At 58.9% G+C, this 13,115-nt stretch carries 15 protein-coding genes; 5 read left to right on the forward strand and 10 right to left on the reverse strand.

Features of this window, described 5'->3' with window-relative positions; genetic code table 11:
• Positions 1-76: 76 nt before the first annotated feature.
• Positions 77-514 carry a DUF3995 domain-containing protein gene (locus FHL16_RS26260; protein WP_077749713.1) on the reverse strand — a complete coding sequence of 146 codons (438 nt, stop codon included), beginning with the start codon at positions 512-514 and terminating at the stop codon, positions 77-79.
• Between the two features lie 95 nt (positions 515-609).
• On the opposite strand from FHL16_RS26260, the gene FHL16_RS26265 reads away from it, so the two are divergent.
• Together FHL16_RS26265 and FHL16_RS26270 are read left to right on the forward strand one after the other, a co-directional pair.
• The gene (locus FHL16_RS26265; RefSeq protein WP_077749714.1) at positions 610-996 is read left to right on the forward strand and encodes a DUF2946 domain-containing protein; all 387 of its coding nucleotides are present in this window, start codon (positions 610-612) and stop codon (positions 994-996) included.
• 89 nt (positions 997-1,085) lie between these two features.
• A complete protein-coding gene (locus tag FHL16_RS26270) occupies positions 1,086-3,233 on the forward strand; it encodes a TonB-dependent receptor (protein WP_077749715.1) in 2,148 nt (715 codons plus the stop codon).
• Positions 3,234-3,281: 48 nt separating this feature from the next.
• On the opposite strand, the gene FHL16_RS26275 is transcribed toward FHL16_RS26270, so the two are convergent.
• The 4 genes from FHL16_RS26275 to FHL16_RS34135 all read right to left on the reverse strand — a co-directional run bounded on the left by FHL16_RS26275 (position 3,282) and on the right by FHL16_RS34135 (position 5,445).
• The gene (locus FHL16_RS26275) at positions 3,282-4,298 is read right to left on the reverse strand and encodes an ABC transporter substrate-binding protein (protein WP_077749716.1); all 1,017 of its coding nucleotides are present in this window, start codon (positions 4,296-4,298) and stop codon (positions 3,282-3,284) included.
• 118 nt (positions 4,299-4,416) lie between these two features.
• On the reverse strand, positions 4,417-4,620 hold the full coding sequence (locus tag FHL16_RS26280) for a hypothetical protein (RefSeq protein ID WP_077749717.1): 204 nt from the start codon (positions 4,618-4,620) through the stop codon (positions 4,417-4,419).
• Complete coding sequence (locus tag FHL16_RS26285) at positions 4,620-5,090, reverse strand: hypothetical protein (RefSeq protein WP_042932119.1); 471 nt, start codon at positions 5,088-5,090, stop codon at positions 4,620-4,622. The genes FHL16_RS26280 and FHL16_RS26285 overlap by 1 nt, the downstream gene beginning before the upstream one ends.
• The gene (locus FHL16_RS34135; protein ID WP_146012942.1) at positions 5,077-5,445 is read right to left on the reverse strand and encodes a hypothetical protein; all 369 of its coding nucleotides are present in this window, start codon (positions 5,443-5,445) and stop codon (positions 5,077-5,079) included. The genes FHL16_RS26285 and FHL16_RS34135 overlap by 14 nt, the downstream gene beginning before the upstream one ends.
• A 55-nt stretch (positions 5,446-5,500) precedes the next feature.
• Here FHL16_RS34135 and FHL16_RS26290 point away from each other — a divergent pair, with 55 nt between their 5' ends.
• The 3 genes from FHL16_RS26290 (at position 5,501) to FHL16_RS26300 (ending at position 6,500) form a co-directional block, all read left to right on the forward strand.
• Positions 5,501-5,749, forward strand: coding sequence for a hypothetical protein (locus tag FHL16_RS26290; protein ID WP_010459645.1), 249 nt, complete (start codon positions 5,501-5,503; stop codon positions 5,747-5,749).
• A gap of 159 nt (positions 5,750-5,908) precedes the next feature.
• Positions 5,909-6,139: a hypothetical protein gene (locus FHL16_RS26295; protein WP_010459643.1), complete on the forward strand. Its 231-nt coding sequence runs from the start codon at positions 5,909-5,911 to the stop codon at positions 6,137-6,139.
• A 121-nt stretch (positions 6,140-6,260) separates the two neighbouring features.
• Positions 6,261-6,500, forward strand: a complete 240-nt coding sequence (locus tag FHL16_RS26300; protein WP_077749718.1) for a DUF2789 domain-containing protein — start codon at positions 6,261-6,263, stop codon at positions 6,498-6,500.
• 160 nt (positions 6,501-6,660) lie between these two features.
• Here FHL16_RS26300 and FHL16_RS26305 read toward each other — a convergent pair whose 3' ends face one another.
• From FHL16_RS26305 to FHL16_RS26325, 5 genes are all read right to left on the reverse strand, one after another.
• Positions 6,661-8,265 carry a methyl-accepting chemotaxis protein gene (locus tag FHL16_RS26305; protein WP_077749719.1) on the reverse strand — a complete coding sequence of 535 codons (1,605 nt, stop codon included), beginning with the start codon at positions 8,263-8,265 and terminating at the stop codon, positions 6,661-6,663.
• A gap of 216 nt (positions 8,266-8,481) precedes the next feature.
• Positions 8,482-8,886, reverse strand: coding sequence for a TraR/DksA family transcriptional regulator (locus FHL16_RS26310; protein ID WP_010459637.1), 405 nt, complete (start codon positions 8,884-8,886; stop codon positions 8,482-8,484).
• A 327-nt stretch (positions 8,887-9,213) separates the two neighbouring features.
• A complete protein-coding gene (locus FHL16_RS26315) occupies positions 9,214-10,236 on the reverse strand; it encodes an ABC transporter permease (protein ID WP_008153855.1) in 1,023 nt (340 codons plus the stop codon).
• 261 nt (positions 10,237-10,497) lie between these two features.
• On the reverse strand, positions 10,498-12,063 hold the full coding sequence (locus tag FHL16_RS26320) for a sugar ABC transporter ATP-binding protein (protein WP_077749720.1): 1,566 nt from the start codon (positions 12,061-12,063) through the stop codon (positions 10,498-10,500).
• A gap of 70 nt (positions 12,064-12,133) precedes the next feature.
• Positions 12,134-13,060 carry a sugar ABC transporter substrate-binding protein gene (locus tag FHL16_RS26325; RefSeq protein WP_010459630.1) on the reverse strand — a complete coding sequence of 309 codons (927 nt, stop codon included), beginning with the start codon at positions 13,058-13,060 and terminating at the stop codon, positions 12,134-12,136.
• Positions 13,061-13,115 lie beyond the last annotated feature (55 nt).

The following is a 13,115-nucleotide window of genomic DNA, read 5'->3' on the forward strand; positions in this document are numbered from 1 at the left end:
CCTACAGGATCGTGGGAAATCACCAACGTGTGATCGACCCAAAACCTGTAGGAGCGAGGCTTGCCCGCGAAGCTTTTCAGATCCAGGCAACAGCCAACAACCCGGCCCCCAACACCACACACAGCGGCGAATAAGCCCAGGTGTCGAGTCGGGCAAACTTCGAATCCTTGACCTGCTTGAAAAACCCGACCAGATTCGAATCGCCGATTGCCCGGGCAAACATCAGCATCGCAATGGCGCTGATTACCCATTGCAGCGACCAGTGATGCACCGTCGGCAAATACAGGCCGACCCGCAGGCATACCAGCATCGCGATCAACAGCAATCCCACCGCGACCAGCAACGTGGCAAACCCCGACGGCTTGAACGCCGGCCTGGATTCCCCGCCCCCTTCTGGCGATATTCGCGGGACCGCCGCCTCGCTACCTAACTTGCCGCCTGCCGCCCAGTACAGGTGGATCAGGCTGATCAACAGGAAGATGGCAGCCATCCATTGCGCGATCAATAGGCTCATGTTCAGACATCCAGCGTGAAATGTCGCAGCAGGATGAACTTCATTGAACGATTTTGTAAGGGTATTCGTCATCGACGATGATAAAGTGCCGCTCCATGAAACTCGCCCGAACTGATCGCACATTGATGGCATGGATGCTTTATTGCTGCGTCCTGTTCAATGTGTTCGCCTGCAGTATCGGACACGGGCAAATGGTCGGGATGCAGCTCAACGGCATCGGCGGCCCGTTCTGTTCGGTTGATCCGGCGACTCAGGCGCCAGTTTCCTCGAACTCCTCGGACGACAACCTGCCGACCCTGTCCAAAGCCTTTGGTTGCCCGCTGTGTTCCACCGGCGGCATGGGCCCGGCGCTCAACTCCAGCCTGACCCTGGCGATACTCCCGGAGCAGCACAGCCCGCCTCTGGCTGTCATCGCCAACGCTGACCTCCCCGCCCGTTTCACCTGGCCCTCGGCCAATCCTCGCGCTCCGCCTGTCGCCTGAATTTCTTCGCCTTTCCCGATCAGCCCACTGCGCCAACGCGTGGCGTTCGCCCGTGCGCTGTTTCTTAGCCAGGAATTCAGGATTCATCGATGAAACATGCTGCTTTGTTAGTAAGCCCTTTGCTGGCCAGCCTGTGCGGCTGCCTGTCTGTTAACGCATGGGCGCAATCCACCGTCGACCTCGCACCGATTACCATTGATGGCGAAGCGACGACCGAGCCAGGGCTGAGCCTCGATCAGTCCAGCGGCATGGCCTCGCGTCTGGGCCTGAGCGTGCGGGAAACCCCGGCATCAGTCGCCATCGCCAACCGCCACGACATCGAGCGCCACGGCGCGCAAAACTTCCAGGACGCCGCCAACACCTTGCCGGGTGTCAACGCCAGCGCACCGCCGGGTTTCGGCGGGTTCATTTCCTACCGCGGTTTCACCAGCGGTCAGATCACACAGATGTTCAATGGCATCAACATCTCTGGCGGCCTCGCCCGGCCAGTGGATGCATGGATATACGATCGGGTCGAACTGGTGGGTGGCCCGTCGTCGCTGATCAATGGCGCCGGCTCCGTGGGTGGCTCATTGAACTACGTGACCAAACTTGCGACCCGAGAAGAGCAAGCGGTCGAAGGTCGTGCCGGTTACGGGACTTATGACACGACCGAGACCGCGTTCGGTCTTAACCACGCACTCAGCGAGGCCGGGGATGATGTGCAGCACTACGCGCGCCTCGACGTCAGCCACAACACCGGCAATGGCTACATCGACCGCCAGGAGCGCGATGCCTGGAGTGTCGCGTTTTCGCTGCTCAGCGACCTGACGCCCAACCTGTCCCACACCCTCGCGCTGGAATACCAGGACGAACACGAAGACAGTCCTTACTGGGGCACACCCGTGCTCAATCCCAAGGCGGGCGAGCTGAAAATCGACAAACACAATCGTTTCAACAATTACAACGTTGAAGACGGGCGTTACGAGCAGCGCACGATCTGGGCTCGCTCGATCATCGACTACCGGATCACCGACAGCACCACCCTGCGCAACACGCTTTACCACCTCGACAGCCAGCGCGATTACCGCAACCTGGAAACCTATCAGTACAACGCCGACAACAGCGCGGTGAATCGCTCCACGGCGTATCAGGTCCGGCATCAGGGCGAACAGAACGGCAACCAGTTCGAACTGCGCCACGACAACACGCTATTGGGTCTGGAGACCACCTGGTCTGGCGGTTTCGAGTACAAGGTCAACCAGACCACCAACTCGCCGTTGAACGTCAAAGGCGCAAGCACCGTTGACCCGAATAACTTCCAGCCGGGGCACTTCTACGACATTCCCGGCACCCGACCGGGATTTGTCAGCGACAAGACCAACGAGGTCACCACCAAAGCCCTGTTCGCCGAAAACCGCCTGGCGTTGACCGACAAACTGGCGTTGCTGACCGGCCTGCGTTACGACGATATCGACCTGAACGTGACCAATCACCGGCAAGTGACCGCCAGCAATCCCCGCCATTTGAAACGCAGCTGGGAGCCGGTGACGGGAAGGCTCGGCCTGACCTACCAGTTCATTCCCTCCGCCAACGTCTACGTGCAATACAGCACCGCTGCCGAACAACCCAACGGCACGCAGGATTTCGACGTGTCCACCGGCAAGCAATGGGAAGTCGGCAGCAAGTTCGATTATCTGGACGGGCGCGGTTCGGCAACGGTGGCGGCGTACACGATTGAGCGCAAGGATTTCGCAGTGACCGATCCGCTGGACCCGACCCTCAGCATTCCAGTGGGTCAGCAGACGTCGAAGGGGATTGAATTGGCCAGTTCGTTGCAAATCACCGACAAGCTGTTGGCCGAGGGCAACTTCGCGTGGGTTGACGCACAGTACGACGCGTTCACCGAGAAAAATGCGGCGGGCGTGGTGGTATCACGCAAGGGCAACACGCCGACCAATGTGCCGGACCGGGTCGGCAATGTGTGGCTGACCTATGACTTCGCACCGCAGTGGCAAGGGGGTGTCGATGCGCGCTATGTGGCCTCAGTGTTTGCCGACAGCGCCAACACCATGACGGTGCCGTCGTACACGCTCTACGGCACGTTTCTCCGTTACGAGGTCGACCGCCATACCACCGTCACCGGCCGAGTGCGAAATCTGACCAATGAGGTGTATGCCGAGTTTGCGCATGTATCGCCGGCGTATTACCTCGGAACACCGCGTACGTTTGAGCTTGCGGTGCAAACGCGTTTTTAACCCTGCACATGTCTTGTGGCGAGGGAGCTTGCTCCCTCACCACAATAGTCACTGGAGACTGGCGGAGACTTTATCCGCCACATCCTTCGGCACCCACGCCTGCCATACCTCTGGGTGCGCCTTCATGAACGCCTCCGCCGCTTGCCGTGGCGGGGTATGTTTTTCGCTCATTTGGGCCAGTGCCTTGTTCAAGGGGGCGATCGGAAAATCGACCTTGCTGAAGAAATCGGCAATCTGCGGATACTGCTTTTGAAAAGGTGTGGACACGCCAATCGACAGCTTCGAGGCCAGCGAGCGAGTCGGTTTCGGATTAGGATTATCAGCGTCCGTCAGGGTTTTCCAGGCTTCGGCATCAAAGGGCGGTTCCTCCAGCTGAATCAGCTTGAAGCGCCCAAGCAACGGCGTCGGTGACCAGTAATAAAACAGCACAGGCTTGCCACGACGGATCGACGAACTGATCTCTGCATCCAGCGCCGCCCCGGAACCGCTGCGGAAATTCACATAGCTGTCGTTCAGGCCATAAGCCGTGAGTTTCTGCTTGTTCACCACTTCCGATGTCCAGCCAATCGGACTGTTGAGGAAGCGTCCCTTGCCCGGGCTTTCCGGATCGCTGAACACATCCTTGTACTTGGGCAGGTCGCTGACACTGCGCAGATCTGGCGCCAGTGGCTTGATGCCCTTGGCCGGGTCGCCCTTGATCACGTATTCCGGCACCCACCAGCCTTCAGTGGCACCCTTGACCGTGTCGCCCAGGCTCACGACCTTGCCCTCGGCTTCAGCCTTGACCCAGACCGGGCTGCGACCGGCCCACTCTTCGCCAATGACCTGAATGTCATTGTTGGCCAAGGCGGTTTCCAGGGTAATGGTGGTCCCGGGCAAGGTGTCGGTCGGCAGGCCGTAGCCCTTCTCGACGATGATCCGCAGGATGTCGGTGATCAGGCTGCCACTTTCCCAGTTCAGGTCGGCAAAATGGATCGGCGCCTGGGCAGCGGATACCGGAATGGGTGAACTCAATACACCCAATGCGGCCAGTGCACCAACCAACAACCGTCGAAATCCTTTCATGCTTTTGCACCTCGTGCTGTTCACAGCAAATAGCAGGATGGCCTGACAGAAGACCGCAAGCCTCTGAATACTCAGTCAACTGACTGTAGTAGAGGTTCCTGCTTTCGAGAGGGGCGATTTAATTTTCGGAAGTTTCCTGCAAGCCTGCCAGCTCTCTTCTGACCATGCTGGCGTAAGCCGCCGGGCGCAGCGTGTAAATCTGTGACGCCACCCACGTCAGCCAGGCTCCCTGCAGAACAGCCTTGTGCTCGAACAGCCGTCGGGCTTCGAGGTGCGCACTGGCCTGGTTCTGTTCGTGGAAGTCGGCGCGGGTCAGGGTCATTACTCGCTGGCCTTGAACGTGATCAGTTCGCCTTTGCGCCACTTCGCGGCTTTGGCGGTCACGGCTTTCAGGGTTTTGGTCAGGCCTTCCTGCAGCTGCTGGTGCGCGGCGAAGACCATCACCACGCTATGGCCTTCCTTGAACACGATCGCGTGACCCTCCGCGGTGGTGACAAAGGCGTAATCGCCCAGCCCGTAAACCGTCAGTTTGATTTCACGGAACTTGATGTCGAGCTTACCGCCTTCACGACTGGGCAGAACCGAAGCGCTGAAATGATCGCCGACCTTGAGCTTCAGCCCTGGCTTGTCGTCGACCACCAGCGCCTCTTCGGTGTCGATCTCGGCAATGTAAATGCCTTCAGCGTTCTGTTCGGTGATGTAAACGAAACGTGACTGAAACTGTTTAACCAGCTTTGCGCGCAAATCACCCAGCACGAACAAAGCATGCATATCGAGATTACTTACTGCCAAGGAAACATCCCCACATCTGAAAATGATGCCGCACGCAGAAAAAGCGCACAGCAGAAAAAAGCGGCCATGCCGAAGTGTTGCCGTAAGACCCGGGTTGAAATCCTGAGCCGAGCAGAGCGCTCATGCCTCGCGAGGTCAGTGAGATTACTGGAATATCACTCGCGCCGTCCTCTGTGAAAGTCGTCAGATGTTGAAGGAAAAAGCCCTTCTCACAGCCAGAGGAAACCGGATTACCAACTTTAGGGAAAAAACTCTTTAAAAAAAGCACTTTTCCGACATATCGCAAATAAAAAATTGCTTTAGATGAACACCGTTCGCTAACCAGTGCGGGTGATTCTAGAGCAGCGATGCTCACCGAGACTACCCAAAACGATGTACACACGTCGGTAAAACAATGAAAAGGACTTCACATGTGCACCATGACTCACTTCGCTTCCCCCCAGACAACGCGCGCAAACAATTACGCCCCGTTGCACCCGGCGGTGTTCCAGCCGCATGAATTGCAGCCTGAAAGCCTGCTGCTGCCACGCTTTCAGGTGGTGCTGGCCGGTAATGCCTTCTTCCATATCAAGGAAATTTCTACGGGTCGTGTAAGAGGTTTCCGTGGCTGCCATAACGAAGCCTGCGCACTTGCCCGCTCACTTGAGTCTCGCATCTGACGCGTTCGCCTGCCTTCATGCCTATAGACGTTTCGTCATGCCGGCGACTTAACTCAGCCGCCGGCAGGCAACTACTGCCATACTGCCCGACCAATGAAATTCGTCCCCAGGACGGACGGCATTCAACACAACAATATATTTCCAAGGGAAGGCAGCTACGTGACGGAATTTGATATCGGTGAATTTTTTATCCGGGGCGAAGCCAGAGAGGTCGAAGGCGAATTCCAGGCAGTCATTGTCATGCGTGCCAAACCACCGCTGACCACGGTGACGTATCACCAAGTCGAGAAGGATCGCTGGTTCAAGACCTCGGACGTCGCTGCCATAGCCGCCAAAGAAGCTGCCCAGGCTCTGAAAACGGCTGTCGATGAAGGTGCATTGAAAGCCTGATCGTCGGATTTGCCGTCTATGCTCTCTCCTGCTTCCCCACATCGCAATCGAACTCCTGAAGCGCGGCCCGCTCAGATGCCATGAAGCCGCACCTCAGATCGCGACCCGCAAGGAGATGAAGATGGATTCACCTATACACGACTTGAAAGGTTTGTTCGACCAGCTCGGTCTGGACTCCAGTCAGAAAGCCATCGATGAATTCATCGCCAGCCATTCACCTTTGGCCGACGACAAGAAACTCATCGATGCGGAGTTCTGGACGCCGCAACAAGCCGGCTTCCTCAAAGAACGATTGCGTGAAGACGCCGATTGGGCGCGGGTGGTCGACGACCTGAACTTGCGCATGCATCAGATTCACTAGCCCGCCTGTCTTCCGTCAGCGATAAACCTGTGGCGAGGGAGCTTGCTCCCGTTGGACTGCGCAGCAGGCCCATCTTGGGGCCGCTATGCAGCCCAGCGGGAGCAAGCTCCCTCGCCACAGTTGAGTTTCAGGCTTGCTCACCGGTTATCATGTTGAGCATCTAGCGAGGACTCTGCGGTTTGTACCCCAACCGCAACCCACCCCAATGCCGCCCCTTGAGCATGATCGGCACCGAAAGGTCGTGCATCAGTTCGCCTGTGTCGCGGGTGTAAGTCTGCAACAACACCGGCTGTTGATGGCTGCCACAGCGGATGCCGGTGCGGTCGGCAAATTTGCGCTTGGTGCGGTTTTGGACCGTATCGACCTGCGCATCGCCGGTCAGCGGTTGGCTGAAGATTTTGTTATGGGTGGGCACGTAACCCTGCTGCGTACAGGCGATGGCAAACACCAGGCCTTCATGGCGCGGCAGCAACGGTTCCTGGATGGCGGGCAAGACCTGATCGGTGTAACGATCAAAACGCGTCTGAAACTTGGCCGGACTGGTGTTGGGGATCGCCTGGTAATTGCGATCAAACAGATCATCGAGGCTGACACGGCCCTGATCAATATCCGCTTCGAAGCGCGCGGCAATCTGGCTGGCGCCTTCGCGGGCCAGGTCATAGATGCGTTGGTGGTAGTCATCCAGCCCGACTTCGGCCAGACGCTCGCTGATGGTTTCGGCCTGGCCTTCCATTTGCACCGCAGCCTGGGCCAGGCGCTGGGTCTGTTGGTCGCTGATCGCCAGGTCGCTGCGCATCTGTTCAATGGCATGGAACAGGCTGTCGAGTTGTTCGCGGTTGGTGTCCGCCCCCTTGGCGATTTCCCCGACCTGATGCTCGACGCCGGCAGCCAGGCGCGCGATGTTTTCCAGGTGCTGGCCGGTGTGCTCGACCTGCTTGACGCCGATGTCGAGGTCGCTGGACAGTTGGCGGATCTGCTCCACCACCTGCGCCGTGCGTTGCTGGATATCGGCGACCATCTCCCCGACTTCGCCAGTCGCCGTCGCCGTGCGCGCCGCCAGTCCGCGAACCTCATCCGCCACCACCGCGAACCCGCGACCATGTTCCCCGGCCCGAGCCGCTTCAATCGCGGCGTTCAAGGCCAGCAGGTTGGTCTGACTGGCGATGGACTGAATCACCAGGGTGACCCGTTGAATATCGTCGCTGCGCAGGCTCAGGGCTTCGATCAGTTCACGGCTGTTATTGGCGCGCTGACTGAGCTGATGCATACGGCTGATGGACTCGATCAGTTCCGTGCGCCCTGCTGCGCTGCTCTGATGAGCTTCGCTGGCGGCACTGAGGGCTTCGCGGCTGAGTTTCGACGTGGCTTGTTCGGTCCCGATCATCACTTCGGCGTTGCTGACGATTTGCGCCGCCGCGTCGAGTTGCGATTGCAGTTTGTCCGCCAGTTGCTTGACCGAAAAGGCCACGCCTGCGGCCGACAAAGCGTTATGACTGGTGGTGTAGGAAAGATCGCGAGTCAACTCGGCGATGGCGCTGGCGCCGTCGGCGGGCGCTGCTTCGGGCGTGGCGCGCGAGCGCAGGCGAGGCAGCCAGATCACCAGCACCGCCAGTGGCAGGCAAAGGTAAAGCGACCAGCCACCCAACGCCATGCCGCACAGCAAGAGCATCAGGGCGATGCTTTGCAGGGTTGGCGTCAGCCAAAGGTTTTTCGGCAAAAACACTGGTGCAGGCACTGCCGCAACCAGAGATCCGTCTCTCGTCATCTTCGTCACCCCAAGGCTCTTCTAATTGTTGTGCATGCATTAAACGCCACCACAAGGCCATTATCTATGGTCCATTAGTAGTGGGCGTTGCAGCAGATCAATAGAAGTGCCTGGGGTTTTCGCAGACGGCAAAAAGCATCGCGGGCAAGCCTCGCTCCTGCAGGTTCATCGTGAACCGTGGGAGCGGGCTTGCCCGCGATGCGGGGCGCTACGAAATCAGGCCTGACGCTGGTGCTTGTCGATCTGTTCGTGACGCTCTTGAGCTTCGATGCAGTACTTGGTGGTCGGGCTGATCAGCAGGCGTTTCAGGCCGATGGCCTCGCCGCTGTCATCGCACCAGCCGAAGCTGTCTTCTTTGATGCGTTCCAGAGCCTGTTCCAACTGAGGCAGCATGCGCTGGTCGCGATCGATCGCGTTCACCAGCCAGGTGCGCTCTTCTTCGACAGAAGCAGCGTCGGCCGGATCGGCTGGAGTGTCCAGGCTCTCGATGGCGATGCGGTTCTGTTCGATGCGCTCATGGGTTTCGACTTTCATGTTCTGCAACAGCTCATAGAAAAAAGCATGTTGCTCGGCATTCATGTAGTCATCCGCCGGCATGGCCAGCAACTTGTCCTTTGTCATTGATATCTCTATAAAAAAACGTGCATTAAGGCGAATTAGGGAGCGTTCCGGTGGACCAGGTCTGGCCATCGGAAAGGCGCCGTTTATTCCAAGCGCCACCCGGCACTCAATTTACGAGGGCCGGCAGTCTAAGGCCGACTTGAGGCCTCAGCAACTGAAAAGACAGCGAATTTGTCCGACAAAGCCCGGAAAGTGCTCTATGGCAGCCTCTGCGGTGGTTATCGGAGTGCGTTTATAGCAAGAAATTCAATCGAGCGGCTGTATAGAGAAGACAAATGGTTGCGCCACGCGGGTCAGGCGTGGCGCATTGGCTGTCGGTTCTACGACTCAGCGCTTGAGTTTACGCTTGTTGCGGTATTGGTCGATCACCACCGCCACCACAATAATCAGTCCCTTGATGATGTCCTGAATATACGCATCAACACCGACAAAGGTAAACCCACTGGCCATCACTCCGAGAATCAAGGCACCGATCACGGTGCCGGTAATGCGCCCGACGCCACCGGCCAGGCTGGTGCCGCCAATGACCGCCGCGGCAATCGCGTCCAGCTCATAAGACATGCCCATCCCCGCCTGCCCGGTCGCGGCACGCGCCGAAGCCACCACGCCCGCCAGGCCCGCCAGCAACCCGGCGATACTGTAGACGATCACCAGATGACGCTTGACGTTGATCCCCGAAGTGCGCGCCGCCTGCATGTTGCCGCCGATGGCGTAGGTGTACTTGCCGTACTTGGTGTAGCGCAGGGCGATGTGAAAGATCACCGCCACCACCAGGAAAATGATCACCGGCATGGCGCCATGACCGATGGCCGTGTAGGAATCCGAGAGCATGCTCACCGGCTGGCCTTCGGTGTAATAACGCGCCAGGCCACGCGCCGAGACCATCATGCCGAGGGTGGCAATGAACGGCGGAATCCCGGTGATGGCAATGATGCTGCCGTTTATCGCGCCCGCCAGCAGCCCGACGCCGAGCCCGGCGATCACTGGAATCCATACGGGCAAGTCGGTCAGCGACGGAAACACCGCCCGGGCGAAATCCGAGGTCTGGGCCAGACTCGCAGCGATCATCGCTGACAGCGCCAGCACCGAACCGGAGGACAGGTCGATCCCGGTGGTGATGATCACCTGGGTCACGCCAATCGCCAGCAGGCCGATGATCGACACTTGCAGGATCATCAGCACCAGGCGCTGGGAGTTCATCAGGAAGCTCTGGTCGCGCACGATCCAGCCAAAGACTTCGAAGACCAGGCCGATGCCAATCAGCACCAGGAAGATACTCAACTCGGTCGGAAAGCGCCGACGACTCTTGACCGGTGCCGTTGCTGGCTTGTTTTCCAGTATCGCGTTCATAACCATTCACCCTTCTAATGAATTCCGGCATCGACTACATACCTGTGGCGAGGGAGCTTGCTCCCGCTCGAGTGCGCAGCGCTCGCCAGTTCTACGGTATGTTCGAGACATTGGGGCCGCTTCGCAGCCCAGCGGGAGCAAGCTCCCTCGCCACAGAATCCCGGTTCACCCCTGGACTCTGCTCACCCCTGGACTCTGCTCATCCCTGGACTCTGCTCACCCCTGGACTCTGCTCACCCTTGGACTCTGTTTGCCCTTGACTCAATGGCGTACGGACATGCCCGAGGCCAGTTGCATGACTCGTTCCTGGGTCGCTTCGCTGCGGTCAAGGGTGCCCATCAGGTCGCCCTCGTGCATGACCATCACCCGGTCGCTCATGCCGAGCACTTCCGGCAGCTCCGAGGAAATCATGATCACCGCCATGCCTTCGCTGGCGAGGTAGGAGATCAGCCGGTAGATCTCGGCCTTGGCGCCGACATCGATGCCACGAGTCGGTTCGTCGAGGATCAGGATGCGTGGATTGGTCATCAGCCAGCGCGCCAGCAAGGCTTTCTGTTGGTTGCCGCCGGACAAGGTGTCGATGCACTGCTCAAGCGACGGGGTTTTCACCCGCAGCTTCTTGCACATGTCTTCGCACAAGACCCGCAGGGCTTTCTGCTGGATGAACCCGTGGCCGGCGTAATGCGGCAGCACCGCCATTTCCATGTTCTCCAGCACCGACAGGCACGGGAACAGGCCGCTGAGCTTGCGATCCTCGGTCAGCAAGGCGAAGCCCTTCTCGATCGCCATGTGTGGATCGCTGATGCGCACCACCTGGCCGTCGAGGCGAATCTCGCCACCGTCGCTCGGAGTGATGCCAAAAATCGCTTCGGCAACGTTGGTGCGGCCTGAGCCCATCAGCCCGGCGATGCCGAGGATCTCGCCCGCATGCAGGTCGAAGGACACCCCTTTGAAAATGCCGTCGAGCTTGAGGTCGCGCACCGACAGCAGCAGATCGCCAATCGGTTTCTCGCGCACCGGGAACAACTGGCTCAGCTCGCGGCCGACCATCATCGAAATCAGACTGTCGCCGTCCATGCTGTCAGCCCGTTGCAAGCCGATGTAGGCGCCGTCGCGGAACACCGCTACTTCATCGGCGATCTCGAACACTTCGTTCATTTTGTGGGTGATGTAGATGATGCCTTTGCCCTGGCTCTTGAGGTCGGCAATGATCGAGAACAGGTGCGCGACTTCCTTGTCGGTAATGGCCGAGGTCGGTTCGTCCATGATCAGGATGTCGGAGTCGTAGGACACCGCTTTGGCGATCTCGACCATCTGCCGCTCGGCGATGCTCAGGTTGCCGACCTGCTCCTCCGGGTCGAGGTTGATCCGCAGGCGTTCGAGCAGTTTCGCAGTGCAGCGGTGCATTTCGCGGTGGTCGATCATGTGCAGGCTGTTGAGCTGCTCGCGGCCGATCCAGATGTTCTCGGCGATGCTCATGTGCGGCATCAGGTTGAGTTCCTGGTGGATCATTGCGATCCCGGCCTGCAGCGCGGCCAGCGGCGTATCGAACACCACCGGCTGGCCGTGAAGGCGCAACTCGCCGGCGTCCGGCTGGTAGATGCCGGCGATGATTTTCATCAGGGTGGATTTGCCCGCACCGTTCTCGCCCATCAGCGCCAGGACGGAGCCGGGGCGCACACGCAGTTGCACATCCGACAACGCCACCACACCGGGAAAACCCTTGCTGACGTTGATGATCTCCAGCAGGTACGGCTCATCGACAGGTGTTGCGGTTGGCTGGATACCCACCAACGGGGTGCTCGAAGCAGTCGCTGAAGCGAACATGATCAGGTACTCCATCAGCAAGGTCGCGGTGGCAACCTTGCGTGCTTATTGTTGTTATGGGGCGGACGGGCTATTTGAACGTGTCGACGTTTTGCGGCGTGATCAAACGGTATGGCACCCACACGGCCTGTTCAACCGGCTCGTTTTTGGCCATTTTCACTGCCGTGTCGATGGAGCCGTCGGCCTGACCTTTCGCATCCTGGAACACCGAGACCGCCAGACTGCCTTTCTTGATTGCGTTCAAGCCGTCCGGCGTACCGTCGACACCCGCGATCAGCACACTGCCCTTGTCGACGCCGGCCTGTTGCAGGGCCATCGCGGCACCAATGGCCATTTCGTCGTTGTTGGCCACCACTGCATCGAACTTGCGGCCCTGGGTCAGCCAGTCGTTGACCAGGGTCATGCCTTTATCCCGCAGCCAGGTGCCGGTCTGTTCTTGCTCGATCTTGATGTTCGGGTATTTGGCCAGCACCTCTTTCACGCCCTTGGTGCGGTTGGTGGTGGAGTTGTTCGCGAGGTCGCCCAGCAAAATCACGATGTCGCCCTTGCCGCCCATTTTGTCGGCCAGGTATTGCATCTGCATTTCACCGGCTTCCAGGTCGTTGGAGGCCACAGTGACCACGCCTTTGGGCAGTTTCAGGTCATCGGGACGACGGTTGACGTAGACCAGCGGGATGCCGGCCTTGACGGCGGCTTCGGTGATTTTTTTGGTGGCGGCGGTGTCCACCGGGTTGACCACGATGGCATCGACTTTCTGGCTGATGAAGCTTTCGACCTGGCTCAACTGCTTGACCACGTCGCTGCGCGCATCTTCGAATTGCAGCTGCACGCCGTCGGGGTAGGACTTGGCTTTCTTGTCCATGGATTCGCGCAGGTAGGTCAGCCAGGTGTCATCGAACTGGGACATGCTGACGCCGATCTTCATGTCGGCGAGTGCAGCGCCACTGGCGAACATCAGGGACAAGGCCAGTGAGGCAAAACGGATCTTGGTCTTCATGAAAAGTCTTTCTCCACATTCTTGTTGGTTTTATGGATGAGGCGTGACGATTTTC

The sequence above is a fragment of the Pseudomonas sp. FSL W5-0299 genome, from assembly GCF_005930655.1.
GTDB lineage: Bacteria > Pseudomonadota > Gammaproteobacteria > Pseudomonadales > Pseudomonadaceae > Aquipseudomonas > Aquipseudomonas mandelii.

What these genes read in the sequence shown, in the direction of transcription:
- FHL16_RS26300 (WP_077749718.1), top strand. Translation starts at nt 6,261, where the DNA reads ATGGATTCACCTATACACGACTTGAAAGGTTTGTTCGACCAGCTCGGT.
- FHL16_RS26325 (WP_010459630.1), bottom strand. Translation starts at nt 13,060, where the DNA reads ATGAAGACCAAGATCCGTTTTGCCTCACTGGCCTTGTCCCTGATGTTC.
- FHL16_RS26290 (WP_010459645.1), top strand. Translation starts at nt 5,501, where the DNA reads ATGTGCACCATGACTCACTTCGCTTCCCCCCAGACAACGCGCGCAAAC.
- FHL16_RS26310 (WP_010459637.1), bottom strand. Translation starts at nt 8,886, where the DNA reads ATGACAAAGGACAAGTTGCTGGCCATGCCGGCGGATGACTACATGAAT.
- FHL16_RS26305 (WP_077749719.1), bottom strand. Translation starts at nt 8,265, where the DNA reads ATGACGAGAGACGGATCTCTGGTTGCGGCAGTGCCTGCACCAGTGTTT.
- FHL16_RS26320 (WP_077749720.1), bottom strand. Translation starts at nt 12,063, where the DNA reads ATGTTCGCTTCAGCGACTGCTTCGAGCACCCCGTTGGTGGGTATCCAG.
- FHL16_RS26265 (WP_077749714.1), top strand. Translation starts at nt 610, where the DNA reads ATGAAACTCGCCCGAACTGATCGCACATTGATGGCATGGATGCTTTAT.
- FHL16_RS26315 (WP_008153855.1), bottom strand. Translation starts at nt 10,236, where the DNA reads ATGAACGCGATACTGGAAAACAAGCCAGCAACGGCACCGGTCAAGAGT.
- FHL16_RS26280 (WP_077749717.1), bottom strand. Translation starts at nt 4,620, where the DNA reads ATGACCCTGACCCGCGCCGACTTCCACGAACAGAACCAGGCCAGTGCG.
- FHL16_RS26260 (WP_077749713.1), bottom strand. Translation starts at nt 514, where the DNA reads ATGAGCCTATTGATCGCGCAATGGATGGCTGCCATCTTCCTGTTGATC.
- FHL16_RS26270 (WP_077749715.1), top strand. Translation starts at nt 1,086, where the DNA reads ATGAAACATGCTGCTTTGTTAGTAAGCCCTTTGCTGGCCAGCCTGTGC.
- FHL16_RS26275 (WP_077749716.1), bottom strand. Translation starts at nt 4,298, where the DNA reads ATGAAAGGATTTCGACGGTTGTTGGTTGGTGCACTGGCCGCATTGGGT.